Here is a 16,745-nt window from a genome sequence, read left to right on the forward strand (position 1 = left end):
CACAGAAGAAAACGTGATGTCTTAAATTGAATGATCGAGCGACACGCACGCGAATTGTACCTAATACGTACACTTCCAAATATAAGCCTTGCTATTAAATCAAACACACCACTTTCATAAGTCGTTACATAACTCAAGGCTTTAACCCTTTACATCTGACGTGACTGGATGAACACTCCATATCAGAGTAAAATGGCAGACAACATTGTAGAGTCAGTAGAATTATGAGTAACACAACCGCGAAAAAGTCCAATCCCCTATTCGAGATCCTGTTTAACGTATTCATCCCTTCCTTCATATTAATGAAATTTAGTGGCGATGAGCACTTAGGAACAGCGATGGCACTGGCTGTCGCGCTGGCATTTCCGATCATTTACGGTGGCATGGATCTGATTCGGAATAAGAAATTTAACTTCATTTCCGCACTCGGTTTTATCAGTGTACTATTAACCGGTGGTATCGGTCTGCTGGAGCTGGATACACGTTGGTTAGCACTAAAAGAGGCATTAATTCCAGGTTTGATCGGGCTTGCTGTATTGGCTTCCACCTTTACTCGCTATCCACTGATGCAAAAAATACTGCTCAATGACACCGTGTTGAACCTACCGCAGATCAACGAGCGCTTGCAAGAGAATGGCAAAACTGAAGCATTTGAACGCTGCTTAATGTCTTCAAATTACTTGTTTGCCAGCACCTTTGCGTTTTCATCGGCAATGAACTATTTCCTCGCCACTTGGATTGTAACGAGCCCAGCAGGTACTGCGGCCTTTAATGAAGAATTAGGTAAGATGACACTGTACAGCTACCCGATGATTGCAATCCCAAGTATGTTGATGATGTTTGGCATTTTCTATTACATCTGGCGCCAAGTCCGAGCCATGACATCGCTAGAAACAGAACAGATTTTCCACATCAAATAACGCCCCCACTTAATGCTTGTGCTACGTTAAGTGGTGAAGACGACGGAATCAATCTGCCAATTTAGATCACCAGACAATATTTCCATCCAAATTGGTCGGGTTTAACGCTAGAATAGACACATATTTAATGTGACTAATCTAGCGAACATTGTGAATAAACTCTTTTCTCTCCTGAACGCTCGCCCTGTTTGGCTGGCCAGTTTCATCATCATCGTAACCGCCTTTAGTGCTTGGTATGGTCAGCAACATTTCAAGGTTAATGCCGACTTGTCTTCCTTAGTTCAACAAGAGGGAGACTGGCTAGATAATCTGAATGAAGTCAATCGGCTGTTCCCAGATAACGGCAACATCACCGTTTTGGTCAGCGGGCAAAATGGTCAGCAGGCCAAAACCTACACCAACCAACTAGCCGAGGCGTTTTCCCAACAAGATATTATTCTGGATGTATTTGCACCCAGCTCCTTAACTTGGTTCGATCAATACGCGCTCGGTTTTTTGCCGGAAGACGATTTGAAACAATTCATGGCGCAATTCGAACAATCTGTGGCTCCTGCGTTTTTGGCGTCACAGCTACCAGCAAATAGAATTGAACACTATCTCGCCTTAATCAGTCAGCACGACTCTGCGGACAGTGCACTGCTTGAGCCTCTGCTGACCGCGAGTCAGTCCAATCTTGTTGACTGGCAACAAACGATGCAAAGTGGGCTCAATACTCCCAAGCACTTTGTGATTACGTTAGCGGGTGCGGCCAATAACCAACAAAAAAATCCTAATCGCGCCATCATAGATAACCTCAACACCACCATTGCATCTATTCCCAAACCAAACGGCGTAGAAGTGAGCTATACCGGACAAACTGCGCTTGATTTTGATGAAATTAACGATGCGGAAAACAGCATTGCCTTTGCGGGAAGCGCATCTTTGGTTGGGTTACTACTGATTTTAGCTATTGGTATACGCTCATTACGGGTCATTTTAGCTTGTTATGTCACCGTATTAATTGGACTAACCTGGACCTTCGCCGCAGGTTTAGCCTTAATCGGCCACTACAGCACCATCTCGATCGTCTTTATGGTGATGTTTATTGGTCTAGCCGTCGATTTTGCCATTCACTTATGCTTGCACATTCAAGAACAACGTCGGGGTAACCCTGACAATCTCGTCAGCACCAAACTCGCCATTCAGCATTCAATCAGGCCATTGAGCTTGTGTGCGCTCTCCTCTGCTATTGGTTTTATGAGTTTCTATCCAACGGCATATACCGGACTGGGTGAGCTTGGCGTGATTTCAGCACTCGGCATGCTGTTGGGCCTAGTGGCCACGTTTGTCATCGTGCCCGTGTTTTTTCAACTGTTCGGTTTTCCGACCAATCGCAGTAAAGAAAGCCACAGTGTCAGCAAGCGTTATGGTATCCGCCTTCATCGTTATTCACGTGGGATTATTGTCGCGGTAGGCGTCTGGTTTGTGCTGATGTTGGTTGGCGCGAGCCAGTTTAAGTTCGACTTTTCTACCTTGGTACTAAAAAACCCGGATTCAGCGTCGGTTGTCGCACTGAACCAATTGCAACAACTGGGCTTGGGTTCAAGCTACCAATTACACGCAATTGCCGAGGATGAGCAGCAAGCGCAACAGTGGAAACAGCAGCTCATCACACAGTCATCCGTTAGTCACGTGACTATCGCAACTGACTTTTTGCCCCAAGACTGGTCAGCTCGCCAGAGTAGATTAATGCAAACTCTGCAATTGGCAGATCTTCCCGCCCCGCTCAGCTATACCGAGTTTAAGCAAAGTGCGATTGAAAAACAGTGGGAGGGAGCAGAACAACTGCCTGATACTTTGCCAGACGATACAGAGCAACAACTGTTTTCTGGACTAACAGGCATGATGGATTCGATACAGACGAGTGATAACCCAGGTATGGACGATCTACCAGCAGAGCTATTGAATCGCTTTGTCAGTGATAATGGCAAATTTCTCGTTACCATTACCCCTAAAGATGACATGACCAATGTCGACAACGTAGCGCGTTTTATTAGTCAAGTTCAAGCGATCGCCCCCAATGCCGTAGGCCGTGCCGTAGCAGAGCAACAAGTGGGTAAGATTATCGTTTCAGCTTTTCAGCAAGCGATCTTACTCGCTATTGTGCTTATCAGCTTGATCCTGATGATGGCGATCCGCAACAAACGCGATATTTTGCTTATCTTTATTCCGTTGATCCTATCATCCATAACCACGTTGGGTCTGATGCACTGGCTAGGGCTGTCGCTCAATATGGCCAATATCATCGTCATTCCACTCATATTCGGACTGGGTGTGGACAACGGTATTCACATCGTCAACCGTTTTCGTAAAGAGGGTGACATTCACGCCTTTTTTGCCACATCCACTCCCAATGCCACATTAGTGAGTTGTTTATCGACCTTGATGACGTTTGGTGCGCTCATTGTCGCTCAGCATCAGGGAATGCATTCAATAGGCGTGGTGCTGTCGATAGCGTTAAGTAGCATTCTGCTATTCAGTTTGGTGCTGCTGCCGCTTACGCTTGAGATGACCAAGCCCAAACAACGAGATTCGATTAAATAACGACAAGGTAGCCTAAGCGCAATAAAAACCAAACACCAACCCTCAACAAAAATACGAGAGTAGAGTGTAAGAAAGTTACATAACAATAGGAACGATCATTACTGCTACGAGCAGGTCTTGGTAGTTACGATACGACAGAATCGCTTGGTGATCACAGTTTCCATTTTGGCTATCAAACACCTTTTGGACAGGAACGCGTTTCGGAAAATTGAACATTAGCTATTCATGAATAAGTAAAAGTATGGAAAATCGCTTAGCGTGTTGTCTAGTATTGATGGTGCGGATCAGTTTTTGTTCTATTTTTTTGCCAACAAACACCGTACAAACTCGTCATCGCGCCAGTGGAGCTGACTCGACACGCTATTGGCATTTTGTCTGTATCAAAAAGTGTCTAAGATATCCTGTTATTCTGCAATATCAAGCCATTGTTTTTTTTATTGTTACTCCTTTATCCTTTTAACCATACCATCTAGAATGCAGTAACCCGATTGCGCTAACTCAGTAAAATCGACTTTTTTGACAAGGGTAAACTCTCCAATGGAACCAAATATAATTCATGAAGCAGTAAAACAACTGGTCCAAGTGCAAGCCTTTTTGGCTTTTACTTTGGCTATCACTGCTTTATTTATGGGGAAATACATCATTTCCAAAAGCACGGTATTGCAAAAGTATAGTATTCCAGAGCCGGTCGTTGGCGGCTTTTTCTGCGCCAGTATCGTCGGTATTTTGTATTACGCCTTTAACATCCAAGTTCAATTTGAACTAGACGTGGCCGATATACTATTGCTCTACTTTTTTGCGGGGATTGGCCTAAAAGCCGACTTTGCCACCCTTATCAAGGGGGGAAAACCTTTATTAGTACTATTGCTGCTTGCCGGTTTATACATTTTTTTGCAAAACCTGTTAGGCATCAGTGTTGCTACTCTATTTGGCTTTGATCCCAAGGCGGGTTTAATGTCTGGCTCAATCTCCCTCACAGGGGGAGTAGGCACAGCAATGGCTTGGGGCCCAACTTTTGTCAACGATTTGGGTATTGCCAATGCCTTAGAGCTAGGACTTGCGTCCAATACATTAGGCTTAATTGCAGCGTGTTCGATTGGCGGCCCCATCGCCGCTTATTTAATGAAACGCCATAAACTAACCGGTAACCATGATAGCGAACTTGATATAGGTACCACTCATCAAGACGGTGAAAAAGGGCTACAAGTTGATTACTTTGGTGTTTTAAGGGCTTGGTTATTCTTAAATTTATCCCTTATCGGGGGGCATTTCATCAATGCCGCCTTAACCGAGCTAGGTTTAAAATTACCCATGTTTGTGGCCTGTTTGTTAGCCGGTATCCTCATCGGTAACAGCTTAAAGATTTACGTATTACGAAAGAACAGTACTAAATTATTAAATAATGTGCGTGATGGTGAAAAAGGTCTGTCATTAATCCAAGATATTTGTCTAGGCATGTTCTTAACCATGGCCTTAATGGGCCTAAAAGTATGGGAGCTAGAAGGCAGCTTCTTCTACATCATGGTCATCATTGGTCTACAAGTACTGATGTCGGTGCTTTACACGATTTTTGTGGTGTTTCGAGCCATGGGTAAGGATTACGAAGCTGCGGTGATTTGTGCCGGCTTTGGCGGTGTGACATTAGGCTCTACGGCAACAGCCATCGTGAACATGACAGCGGTAACCCAACAACACGGCGCCGCCCATCGGGCCTTCATTATTTTGCCGCTGGTCTGTGGTTTCTTTATCGATATCGTTAATGCCTTGTGGATTAACTTTTTTGCCTACTACTAATCATCAGCTAACACACATTTCTCTGATTTAACTGCACGGCCTTGTTTACTGCAAGGCCGTTTCTTTTCAGCTAATACCACTTAAGTAAAACCAGATGGAATTGAATCCATCCTAAATTCACATATTGGGTTGGCACAGATGGTCACAATCAGGTATAGCTCAATGAAATTTGAACGCATAAATATGAAAAATTAGAATGGGGAAACTTGGGAGAAGCGAGATAAACTCTAGATACAACAAAGCCCGCTTTTTAGCGGGCTTTGTTGTTTAATTTGGTGGGTCTAGGCGAACTCGAATCGCCGACCCCTACCATGTCAAGACAGGTAATACATATTACAACGATCTGAAATCTCGGATAAACCTATTAATAACGTTGGATATGACCTATGTTTTCGAGACGCATCACAACTTTTAAGACTAAAATGGACACAATAAGGCCACAATTTTAAAGTATCTAAAACTGATCATATTTTATACGGAAGGTGATTTTGGAAGATGGGATTCAACGTTTTAATGCAACACTATTGGACAACATCGATCTTACAAAAGTAAAGGTCAATGAACTAAAACCAGATGATACGGTCGAGGAACTATTCAGCCAAGCAAATCCATTTTCAGGTCTAAGAACATCGAATGAAACAATAGATAAATCGGCCTATCTTTTCAATCTACTCTCACTACAATCACCTATAATTTGCTACCGATATCGAAAGCAATATAAAACTTTAACTGGTTCATTTACACTTACAAAATTAAGGTGTGCGATCGCCCAGCTTCAACTTCCTAGTGATCATTCTATTCTTGTTTTTGTTCTAAAAAAGAAGCCTTCTTCAGACATAAAAAGAGCAATCGTGTTATTCGATTTAACAAATGATCTTCTATCAAAATGCTTTATCAGTGATACAAAGAAAATCAGTTTTTATTTACGAGCATGGTTTAAAAAAGATGACGGTAAACGAAGTATTTATCAGTCAAAAGAATGGCAAACTTTCTTTCCAAAATTAAATTCTGCTGAAAAAGTCGCAAATTTTTTATCCATTTCAAAAGCTGATCTATAGCGTTTCAAGGAAGTATTTCTATGTCTACCCCAACAATTGAAGAAATCAAACTACTACTTCCTCACGCACATGATAGCTTATTAGAAGATCTAGAGAAGCTACTAGAACTCATCGATTGCCCAAACGACTTTAGAGGCTTACAAAAGGTACATGCGGTTCTTGAATATTTCTTCACTACCCATCCTGAACATTTCTGTTCTTTAGTTGAACTAAACGCAACAAGAATAAATGTGTTACTCGAACTGTTCACAAACATTGGGGAATCATATTATTCACAATATAGTAACGGAGTACATGCCAAAGGTTGGATGAGTAAACGTCCCCTCTTTTCACTTCTTTTCGTTTTTTATGAACATCTGTCGCCGGAGTCAGCGTCCGCATTACTTTTCTTCCTAAAGCATTACTATGACAATGAACCGGTTATCTTTGAACACAACCACACGGAACAATCAATCAGAGCCTTCAGGCTTTTGTATACAGACCCACTGACAGATCGCGCCTGTTTCGATTCAAACTCAGTAGTACAAACAGCCGACAATATTAGAGCCTATCGCCAATCACTAACCTCTGAAAATGATACAGATGACTTTACAGATGACTTTGTCGATGAACCAATTGCATCAAGCCATATTAACTATCTAAGAGAGTTAGAACATTTTTACCGCTTGGACTGGAAGAAAAGAACGTACATAGAGCGTTCTTCAAAGAAAATCATTCGGTCATCATTCAGTCGCCGAAAAATTGAAAGAATCGTAGGGTCTGACAACTTGTTTACTGCATCGTTAAATAAGAGGCCGTTAAAACAATCACTAGTTGATTCAGGGATAACAGCGAACGAAGATTATCCCGGGCTGGCTATTATCAAAACTGAACAGCCAATACTACCGAAGCCTACTCACGAATTAGCGGATGTCTCGGTTATCAAAGATACTGCAAAAATTGCAAGTAAGAGCCGAGGCATATCTAGAGATGTTCGCCGTAGTCACAACATTACTCCTGTCAGTCGTAATATTCTTCAACCACATGAACTTTTCTATCTATGGCAGGCGTTAAACTCGCATAGCAATACACTAATTGGAAAGGTCGCAAAAAGCCACGTTCAATGCCTGCTAACCTTTATTCTTATCACTGGTCGAAGCCTAGATAACGCATGCTGTGTACCAACCAGCAATAAGAACGACAATAGCCACATAGGTCTAACGATAAAAAGAGATAAGTTAATATTAAAAGTTGCCCCTAGACCTACCGCGGATCGAGGAAAACATTCCAATAATGCAAATTTATTGAAAACCAAAACCGTTGCTTCCATACATCTACCTATTTTTCTTTTCGAGTCGTTGTCTCGCAGTGGAATCACATTGGGGAGCAAACTGTCAGGTAAACATTCCGTAAACACTTTTAGAAAAGCCATTAAGCTTTTTTTGAAGGCGCTCAATAAACGCTATCATTGCCAGATTAGTCTTCAGCGCATAGAGAATTACTTAATCAACAGAACAATAGCTCTAGAGAAAAACGACCCAGTCATACTAGAAATTCTACGAGGAGAAATAAGCTACTACAGCCGCTCCCCTCGACACTATGCTTGGTATTCAGAAACGGAGCTTAACAATAAAGCTCAAGAACTTTGGTCAGATATATTCAATCAAATCAAGTTCTATAGCCCTGAATTCCAATCACCTCTGTTCGGCACTCTTGAACTAGACCTTGATGAGCGTGGAATAGGATCTCAGTTCACACCAACCAAAGAAGCTATAATCCATTGGGTATCAGAGCACACTCGCAAACTACATACTTATACTGCATTTGAAGTAGTTAAAAATATCAAAGAGTTAGTGAACTACCACAATCAATACACTATTTACACGCTAATCATGCTGATAAACGCTTCGGGTTATCGTGCTGTATATAATCCTATGCCTAGTTTTGATCTGCTTTTGCTACGCTACGGAGCACTGTGCATTTCAGATAAAGATTCAGCGAAAACCTTCTCACATACTCGAGTCATTGCTTGTCCCTCGCTGCTTGAATCACAATTAAGGCACTATAAACAGCATTCTCAAACACTCGCAAATCTCATCAGCAATTTATACCCAATGCAATCTCAACAGCTTTATGCTCATACATGTGAGCATCAACTACTTGACCTATCAAATAAAGTAGAGCGTACTGAATGGTTCTTATCAGTCAAAAACTCGCAATCTAATGACGGTGTGTTTTTCTTATTCACTGCTGTCGAAGATGATGACACAATCTATCAGACGAAAAACTCTGGCCCTTCGAGCTTAAGTAAACACATTAACTTACCACTTAACTTTGGACGCCATTACGTCCGCCGCTATTTGCAAAAGGAAAATATCCACCAAGAACTCATTAAATTTCAATTGGGTCATTGGGTAACTGGAGAAACGCCTCTGGAACGCTATTCATCATTAACTCACTGTGAAGCAATTGAAACTTTAAGCCCAATTCTCAATCAGATGCTGACGGACATCGGTTGGCAGGCTATCCCTTCATTAATAACAAGAAAAAGAGTCTAACGATGAGCGGCCTAAACCGATTACTAACCGAAGAAATAGAAACTAATTATCTAGTTGCCGCTCAAGAAGAAGTTAAATACTACTTAAAGCTGACAGAGAACGAAAAGCTAAGTACAGCGGATAAACTAAACCTTATTAATAAAGTCTATTTACTCACGCAAAGATATGCTCATGTAAAAGATAACGCCATACAGCCTAGCTCTCTTCGAAAAATACAAGGTAGTTTTAGCAAAACCTTTGAGCATCACAATCTTCAACTAAAGCTATTGGAGCTACTGTTATGCGTAATTGAGAAGAATTTAAAAATAACAGCGCCAGCTATTAGTCAAACTTGCGAGATAAAACAAGATATACCTCTTCTCAAGCCTGATGATTTTTTAATGTCTCGTTTGCAAGCTAACATTTATGAACTTATTGAAAATGAATCTCAGTTAGCGAGTTTCTTAGATAGCCCACAACAAAATCAAGCTATCCTCATTATATGGCTAGTATTAAAAGAAGGGATCGACCGTTCTAAAGATGTTAAGGCTATACTAGCTAAAGAATGCAATTTTTATCGAGTCAAAAATCATTGGTTTGTCGAACTAAACAATCAGCGGTATTGGTTGTCATCTATGGCTGAGCTACTACTTACCGCCCATTGGAATGCTAGTCCTACAACCAAAGTCGACGTTATGGGAGAAGTGAATAAACAACTCTATAAAAACCGATTACTTCCCTTCAATTATACTCTGAGTTTTATAGACCTACGCGCATTTCTGAAAAATGAGTTCATCCTAACCTCAAGCCCCATAGAATATTCTGTTTGCCAAGGTGCGTTTAGAACGACCTCCATTTCGCAAATCTCACTGTTTAGATTAGTTTCAGGTCAAAGAGTTCGGCAAGATATCACGAAGGAAGACGAAAAAAAAAGTGGAATGACCGTTAGGCAGAAAGTAGCTTGGCTATCTGCTTGCGCTAACTCAGCACAGCAGTTGAGAAAAAAAACAACGGTTGATCAAGAAGAGGTTACAACAGCTGAACAACTTGAACTCATTAATTACTTTATTAAGCCATTGGTAAAAGCATCTCTTAAAGAAAGTATCAATATAAACAAGACGTTACAAGATGAACTCAGGGTGTGGCTAGAAACCAATGATATCGCCAAAGCAACGCCATGGAGCTGGTTGGTCTTGTCTTGGCTATATCAGCTACTTAAGTTCGGTGGCAAATATAAAAAACGCCTTCGGTTAACAACTATTAGAGCCTATGTCACTTACATCGCAGGACCGTTTATCCAAGAATTTTCCGGCTGCGATCCAAAACTAATGGAACATTTAGATTGGGCAGAAAAACTTAACATTATTGCAGAACACATTACTTCCACTAAAAAGGTATACGTACTCTATTTGGCTGAGTATCTTATTGAAAGCGGGCTTGTGACTAACTTATGTCTATCGGATATCGATATTTCATCTACATCACACGCAATCAATGCGAACCTAATCACCCAACAAGAAGCAGATAAAATCATTAAAGCATGTGATGAGCTCGACACGCCGACATCTAGGGTGGCTAAGCTATGTTTCTGCTTTGGATTTTATAGTGGGTTACGCCGCGGCGAAATCGCGGGATTACAGTTCGCAGATATCGCTATCGCAGGTAATCATTATGCGAACCTGCACATTCGACCGAATAAATACCGAGAGTTGAAATCGAGCGAAAGTTCAAGAAATATTCCTCTTGATAGTCTTTGGCCAGAAGCACCACTTGAGTTTTTGATCGAATTTATAATCGTCGAGAAAACAAAGTTCACTCGGGGGAAGTCATTAATATTTGGTGACAGCAGTCAGTTGAATGAATCTCTAATTCTTCTTACCAACATTATGAAAATTGTTACCGGCGAGCCAAATATACGCTTTCATCACTGCAGGCACTCTTTTTGTAATTGGACGTGGATTCTATTGAATCCTACCGTGTTAAAAAAACTGTCCGAGGTTGATTTTTGTCAGCACCCTTATTTTTCTCTTAATTCTTCTCAAAGGCTGTGCAAGCGTTTAGCAATATCGCCTTTTTCTCGTAAAAAATTCTGGGCGCTATCTGGATTACTAGGACACTCTTCACCTGATGTAACTACGTCATCTTATTTTCATATCAGTGAGCTTGTTCGACGTACAATATTTGCTAAACACCGCCCGTCACCATCTCTACTTCGCCGATTCTGGGGACAGAGAATACGTATAGATGAACAAGGTAGGTTACTCTCAATACCAGATTCCAAAAAGGAACTTACAAGCGTATATCCGATCGAATATAAACCTGAAATTGATAAGTCATGTATAAACACTGCTATTCGCGAATTAGTAATTAATCCAAAAATGGAATTCAAGCAAAGCGTCTCCTTACGCTCCGTTTGGGATATAGTTTGTCTCTTGGCTGAAGGACATAAAACAAATGATGTTTCATACATTTTAAAAATTGATGAGGAGTCAGTCCTGTCAGTTTTACGGGCAGACGGACAAATCACTCAATCATCATTGCGTCGTTCCAGATACGAACTAACACCTTTAGTTAACTATACCAAACTGAACAGGGGCAACATAAAAGCAATTAATGCTCTCATAGAGTTGTTCGAAACTGCAGAAAAAAAAGAGTTAATACCAGCCAGTTTTAACTTCAAAGAATTAGCTAAAATACTAACAGATCTCGTCGGCTCTAAAGACAACCTAATTCGTACCCACAACAAAAATGCCGCCCTTCTACTATTAAAATTGATGCAAGTGATAGGGTTAACTGAGCGCCATGTTAAAATTAAGTGGTACTTCCCTAGTGAGAAAGACTGCAATATTAACCAGTTAGATGAATATAAAAAGCACCTGAAATTCTGGTATACAACAATTAGCGGAAAGATTTTTCCTAATATACACATAGAAGTTATCGTCCCTAAAAAATTTGCGGCTCGCATAAAAAGCTCAAGAAAATTTAAAACGACCATAAGTGATGACGGTAAATATTTAAAATACCACCCACCAGGCACAATCAGTATCCATGTATTACAAGCTAAATTTGATAATGAACGACATGACGAAAATGGTAATAAGATCTTCACCCCACAAAGGACAAGGGCTTTTGTGAGTTTCCTACGATTATTGGCTATTTATATAAAAGTTAGACCGTTTCAGTTAGGACCTGAGGGCTAGCGCCCGTGACAGCTATAAGTATATGGTTCATAGTGAGAATTATGAGTAATTGCAACATGAAATATGTCACTCGCTGCGCTTTCGAAATGCAATTCCATATTCTTACTCGAGCAATTTCCATTCGCCCTCACAGTATATGCATCAATGGCTAGGTGCTGAATAGTGCCTCGTGAAGTGGCTTAAAGCAAACCTCAACATCCGTAAACGCTTAATTAACCAGTGAGGCCTTATTCAGCCTCACGGATTTCTACATTCCATGGCATAAGATCGGTCAGAGCATCACTTGAAGAGCGCTTCGGTAATTCCCTGAACAGGTGCACGAAGTAGAAGTACGGATTGATATCGTTAGCACGACAAGTCATGACCAGGCTATAGAGGTTTGCACTGGCCTTTGCTCCGCCAACTGAAGTTGAGAACATCCAATTTTTGCGCCCAGTCGTAAACGGACGCACATCTCTTTCAGTCACGTTATTATCGATGCTGATATTTCCGTCTGCCAGATAGGTAAGGAGTTTTGGCCACTGGTTTATCGTATAGTTGATAGCAACCCCGAGCTTTCCCTTCGGTAATTGTGTTTCTTTGATCCCGACCAGCCATTTGTGGAACTCATCAAGAACGGGGCTGGATTTTTGTTGCCTAATCTGCTGTCGTATTTCTGGACTTAGCTCTCTAACTTCCCGTTCAATGCCGTAGAGTTTTCCAATATAGTTCAACGCTTTCTCTACACGGCCCACTTTCTTTGTTGGTTGGGCTTTTTGAGCATCGGTGAACTTACGTCTCACATGTGCCATGCAACCCGCTTGTGTGACTGTTTTCAGTGTGTCATAGGCAGGATATCCATCTGACAGTAAATACCCTGAGTAGTCACCCAAGAAGGTTTTTACACAATTTGCACTTCGACTCGGTTGGTAATCGTAGATGACTACGGGAGTCGTATGGAACTCGCCACTTCGGTAGACCCACATGTAGGATTGACTCTGAGCTGTCTTTCCTGGCTCCGATAGCACCTGTACCGTGGTTTCATCTGCGCAGATAAGGCTTTCTGATAACAGACGGGCTTTCATCTGGTCGATAATGACTTCAACTTTACTCCCTAACTGAACGCACCAGTTTGCCAAAGTACCTCGGCTGATATCGATATCACCGCGTTTGAGGATATCAACCTGTCTGTATAGCGGTAATGCATCCACATATTTTGCTGTAACGATGGCGGCGAAGGTTTCTGGACTGCCGATACTTTTGGGGATCATGCTAGCGGGTTTTGGAGCTGTCACTATCTTACTACTGATTTCGGTATGCTCGCACTGGCGGCAAGCATATTTGGTTCGTTCATGACGGAGCACACTGATTTTCTGAGGGATGATCTTCAGCTCTTCCGAAGTCTCCACGCCACACTTATGCAGTTCATGACCGCAACATTCGCAGTGTGGCGCATTCAGCGTATGCACCTGAACTTCCCGCTCTAACTCTTCGGGTAAAGGCTTACGTCCTTTTTTATGATGGGCTGGCTCTGGCTTGTTCAGCGCATTTTGCTGCTCGGCTTCGTTAAAGGTACCTTTAGCCACCTTTTCACTTTGGGAAGAGAACCGTTTGGATTTACTGAGATTGAGTTGCTCAAGTAGAAGTTCCACCCGTGTTTTAAGCTCAGCCATTTCTTCTTGCTGAGCCTGTAGCAGTTTATCCTTAGCCAGGTTGGCTTCCTGAAGCGCTAACAGCATCGCTTTCAGTTGTTCTACATCATCAGGAAGGTCATTCATTTGTCAGGCTCTTGGTCAAGATTATGCTGTTAGTCTGACAGGTGAAAAGGATCGTTCAAGCCCTTTATATCGATCATGGTTTTAGCTCACACTTCAAGACCATATAAGGGCTGGTGAGCCTTAGGATGCTCCAGATTAAGCCCTGATAATAGCCACTGAAGTTGCTGTCTGGAAATAGCTACGTGACCCGATTTATTTGGTTTCGGCCATTTAAAGCGGCCTTTCTCCAGTCGGCGGTAATAAAGCCAGAAGCCATTGGTATGGTGAGTAGACCAGAGGAGTTTCACCTCTAGCCTCTCGCAGAACCGTACGTGATACTCTCATATCATACGGCTCCCATTACCCAATCGTTGATCTTCAAAATAGTGCCAGTGAATGAACAGGCTTGGTCTACTTTTAGCGACATGCCTTAACCACTGTGCACTTTTCCGCTTATGCCCTGCAAGGCGTTTATATTTTCGCCTTGCCCAACGTCCCAGTCTGAGTTCCAGATAGTCTGCTAGTTTGCGCATTTGTGTTGGATAAAAACATCCATAGTATTGGAACCATCCCCGTAATATCGGGTTGTATAAACGTGATAACTCTACCAACGTCGAGGGTGTTCTTACTGACAAACGCCAAGTTCTGATACGTGATCGCATGGATTTTAACGCTTCGTTACTTACCGCAGGCAAAAAGCTTGTAAATAGCTTTCCCTCCTTGTTATTCGCCTTTCTTGGTCTAAACGTAAAACCTAAAAAGGTGAATGCCTTTATTGGATAGGCAAGTGGTCGATTGCTGTCTTTACAGTACACAATCTTTGACTTGGTTGGATGCATTGTGAGCTTGCACACCTTCAGCCTTACCTCTATCGCTCGAAGCAAGTAGTTGGCTTGGGCTTCGGAATGACAATGCACAACGGCATCATCCGCATACTTAGCAAATGGACACTTTGGAGACGTCTTGCTTATCCGAACATCAAATGCGTAGTGCATGAACAGATTCATCAGTAATGGACTAATGACCCCACCTTGAGGCGTACCTTGGGTTCGAGGAACCAAAGTACTATCGACGGTGAGGGTTGGTGCTTTTAGCCATCTTTCGATGTAAAGCAAAGCCCACGGCTCTTTTACGTGATGACGTACCGCTTTCATCAAGAGAGCATGATCGATATTATCGAACGCTCCTTTGATATCAAACTCTACAACCCAGTCCATCCGCCAACAACGTTGTCGAGTTTTATCAACAGCTTGTAAAGCAGACTTACCCGGTCGATAGCCGTACGAATCGGTATGGAAGCATCTGTCGATGTCTGGTTCGATTAACATCTTAACCACCATCTGTGCGACTCGGTCTGACACAGTAGGAACACCCAGACTCCTTATTCCACCGTCCTTCTTAGGTATATTTACCTGCTGAACAGCCGGTGGCATATAAGAGCCTGACGACATACGATTCCATATCTTGTAAAGGTTCCCTTTTAAGTTTTGCTCAAATGCAGACAATGAAACTCTGTCCACACCCGCAGCACCTTTATTAGCTTTTACACGTTTATATGCATTCCAAACCAGCTGTTTTGAAATATCAAACGATTTTGTTGATGCCATGTGGCTCCTCCCTAGTATTACTAGGTTGACGTGATTTCACCAACTGGATAATGCAACTCCTTCGCTCCACACTCATTACAAATGCTTCATCACTACTACGAGTTGCTCCGCCCCTGCATAAACCCTCGGTATTCTTTCTCATGGTATTTGCCATTTGTTATTTCCCTTCTCATGTTTATGCAGGTTCCCACGTTCCATACTGCTGCCTAAATCAAGCTCATGCCGCCTATACACCGATTGCCACTGAAACAGTAAGTAGGTTTCCTTTCAGCTTATCCTTGGGTTATTGGGCGCCCCAAGTTTTGACAATACTTAATCCTTAACGATGCGTCATCGGACGGTTTGCTTTCGCTCATCTTCTTGATTCGTACCTGATATCTTATCGATACCTTTTCCGAAGTCGCTCACTACCATATCTCTTAAATACAGCAGCACTTGGTGGTTTGAAACCGCCCCCTACAGGTAGATTTCGAGAGGCCTTCTCTCATCAGCAATACAGCTCCAAAAGGCATTAACCTTTTGTTCGTGGCACACCCCAAAAGAGAATTTTGATTTTGTCGCGCTGTTTGTTGGTGAATAGGAACAGTGCGCCACTTCCCAAGGGTAAGTCGGTGTCACTTTCGATAATCGCCGCGAGGCCGTTGATGGACTTTCTAAAATCGACACTTTCACGATACAGATAAATCTCTGGAGCGCTGAGCATACGTTTCATGACAGCGCACCAATCAGTTCAGCCAGATAGGTCGCTGGCGTGCCTTGCGGAATGCTCAGTTCAACATTGTTTACAAGTAGTGTCATGTTGGCAACGACAACGTGAGTGGCTTGATACTTTGTCGTCTTTTCAAAGACTTCTGCTTTAACAAAGCCAACCGTGTTCGGTTTTTCGATGTGCTTTAACTGTTGGCGCTTAGCGTAAAAAGTGGAGAGGCTCAGTCCGTTACGTTCACAGAATAATCGTTGTGATAGCTGGCTGGATTCATAGCGTTCGAACAGGGTTCGCCATTCTTGGTTAGTGCGTCGTTTGGCCATTTCAAATCTCCTTTGGGTTGGAGGTTTGATCTTATTATTCGGGCTAGACGATTAGAATACGGGGTTTATGATGCGTTTACAAACAACTCATCTATTTATCAACATGTATTGGCATAGTGAATTTGGTCACTTAGTTAGAGGTGATATCATCACCTCATAAGTTAACAGGTGACACTATGACAAAACGTACAAGACGACTATTTAGCGCAGAATTTAAGTTAGAAGCAGCGCAGCTAGTCTTAGACCAAAATTACTCAGTGACTGAAGCAGCCCAAGCCATGAATGTGGGCAAGTCCACGATG

12 protein-coding genes are annotated in these 16,745 nt (G+C 42.2%); 7 read left to right on the top strand and 5 right to left on the bottom strand.

From position 1 onward, the window contains the following. The first annotated feature begins 224 nt into the window (after positions 1-224). Positions 225-920 (top strand): VC0807 family protein, encoded by a 696-nt coding sequence (locus EYW48_RS17365; protein WP_168521961.1) that lies wholly within the window; start codon positions 225-227, stop codon positions 918-920. A gap of 150 nt (positions 921-1,070) precedes the next feature. Next, positions 1,071-3,503: an MMPL family transporter gene (locus EYW48_RS17370; protein ID WP_277432733.1), complete on the top strand. Its 2,433-nt coding sequence runs from the start codon at positions 1,071-1,073 to the stop codon at positions 3,501-3,503. Between the two features lie 75 nt (positions 3,504-3,578). On the opposite strand, the gene EYW48_RS17375 is transcribed toward EYW48_RS17370, so the two are convergent. Continuing rightward, the gene (locus tag EYW48_RS17375; protein ID WP_274694293.1) at positions 3,579-3,719 is read right to left on the bottom strand and encodes a hypothetical protein; all 141 of its coding nucleotides are present in this window, start codon (positions 3,717-3,719) and stop codon (positions 3,579-3,581) included. A 321-nt stretch (positions 3,720-4,040) separates the two neighbouring features. Between EYW48_RS17375 and gltS the strand changes: the two genes are divergently transcribed. The 4 genes from gltS (at position 4,041) to EYW48_RS17395 (ending at position 12,071) form a co-directional block, all read left to right on the top strand. Continuing rightward, entirely contained in the window at positions 4,041-5,297 is a 1,257-nt protein-coding gene (gene gltS, locus EYW48_RS17380; protein ID WP_168521956.1) for a sodium/glutamate symporter, read from the top strand. 482 nt (positions 5,298-5,779) lie between these two features. Continuing rightward, a complete protein-coding gene (locus tag EYW48_RS17385) occupies positions 5,780-6,355 on the top strand; it encodes a hypothetical protein (RefSeq protein ID WP_252920841.1) in 576 nt (191 codons plus the stop codon). A gap of 20 nt (positions 6,356-6,375) precedes the next feature. Then, positions 6,376-8,892 (top strand): hypothetical protein, encoded by a 2,517-nt coding sequence (locus tag EYW48_RS17390; RefSeq protein ID WP_274680589.1) that lies wholly within the window; start codon positions 6,376-6,378, stop codon positions 8,890-8,892. 2 nt (positions 8,893-8,894) lie between these two features. Then, complete coding sequence (locus tag EYW48_RS17395; RefSeq protein WP_274680588.1) at positions 8,895-12,071, top strand: tyrosine-type recombinase/integrase; 3,177 nt, start codon at positions 8,895-8,897, stop codon at positions 12,069-12,071. Between the two features lie 227 nt (positions 12,072-12,298). Here EYW48_RS17395 and EYW48_RS17400 read toward each other — a convergent pair whose 3' ends face one another. The 4 genes from EYW48_RS17400 to EYW48_RS17415 all read right to left on the bottom strand — a co-directional run bounded on the left by EYW48_RS17400 (position 12,299) and on the right by EYW48_RS17415 (position 16,443). After that, positions 12,299-13,828: an IS66 family transposase gene (locus EYW48_RS17400; RefSeq protein WP_277432734.1), complete on the bottom strand. Its 1,530-nt coding sequence runs from the start codon at positions 13,826-13,828 to the stop codon at positions 12,299-12,301. Positions 13,829-14,148: 320 nt separating this feature from the next. Then, the gene (gene ltrA, locus EYW48_RS17405; RefSeq protein ID WP_277432735.1) at positions 14,149-15,414 is read right to left on the bottom strand and encodes a group II intron reverse transcriptase/maturase; all 1,266 of its coding nucleotides are present in this window, start codon (positions 15,412-15,414) and stop codon (positions 14,149-14,151) included. A 511-nt stretch (positions 15,415-15,925) separates the two neighbouring features. Then, positions 15,926-16,126 (bottom strand): IS66 family insertion sequence element accessory protein TnpB, encoded by a 201-nt coding sequence (tnpB, locus tag EYW48_RS17410; protein ID WP_274680547.1) that lies wholly within the window; start codon positions 16,124-16,126, stop codon positions 15,926-15,928. After that, positions 16,123-16,443 carry an IS66 family insertion sequence element accessory protein TnpB gene (locus tag EYW48_RS17415; RefSeq protein ID WP_274680546.1) on the bottom strand — a complete coding sequence of 107 codons (321 nt, stop codon included), beginning with the start codon at positions 16,441-16,443 and terminating at the stop codon, positions 16,123-16,125. The genes tnpB and EYW48_RS17415 overlap by 4 nt, the downstream gene beginning before the upstream one ends. 176 nt (positions 16,444-16,619) lie before the next feature. Here EYW48_RS17415 and EYW48_RS17420 point away from each other — a divergent pair. Then, positions 16,620-16,745 (top strand): transposase (locus tag EYW48_RS17420; protein WP_141193184.1); only part of this gene is annotated, 126 nt, incomplete at its 3' end.

The sequence above is a fragment of the Vibrio sp. 1180_3 genome (genome assembly GCF_029478545.1).
GTDB classification, from domain to species: domain Bacteria; phylum Pseudomonadota; class Gammaproteobacteria; order Enterobacterales; family Vibrionaceae; genus Vibrio; species Vibrio aestuarianus.

Excerpts from the sequence above, each read along its gene's own strand:
- EYW48_RS17390 (WP_274680589.1), top strand. The coding sequence starts at position 6,376 with ATGTCTACCCCAACAATTGAAGAAATCAAACTACTACTTCCTCACGCA.
- ltrA (WP_277432735.1), bottom strand. The coding sequence starts at position 15,414 with ATGGCATCAACAAAATCGTTTGATATTTCAAAACAGCTGGTTTGGAAT.
- EYW48_RS17400 (WP_277432734.1), bottom strand. The coding sequence starts at position 13,828 with ATGAATGACCTTCCTGATGATGTAGAACAACTGAAAGCGATGCTGTTA.
- EYW48_RS17375 (WP_274694293.1), bottom strand. The coding sequence starts at position 3,719 with ATGTTCAATTTTCCGAAACGCGTTCCTGTCCAAAAGGTGTTTGATAGC.
- EYW48_RS17365 (WP_168521961.1), top strand. The coding sequence starts at position 225 with ATGAGTAACACAACCGCGAAAAAGTCCAATCCCCTATTCGAGATCCTG.
- gltS (WP_168521956.1), top strand. The coding sequence starts at position 4,041 with ATGGAACCAAATATAATTCATGAAGCAGTAAAACAACTGGTCCAAGTG.
- EYW48_RS17415 (WP_274680546.1), bottom strand. The coding sequence starts at position 16,443 with ATGGCCAAACGACGCACTAACCAAGAATGGCGAACCCTGTTCGAACGC.
- EYW48_RS17395 (WP_274680588.1), top strand. The coding sequence starts at position 8,895 with ATGAGCGGCCTAAACCGATTACTAACCGAAGAAATAGAAACTAATTAT.
- tnpB (WP_274680547.1), bottom strand. The coding sequence starts at position 16,126 with ATGAAACGTATGCTCAGCGCTCCAGAGATTTATCTGTATCGTGAAAGT.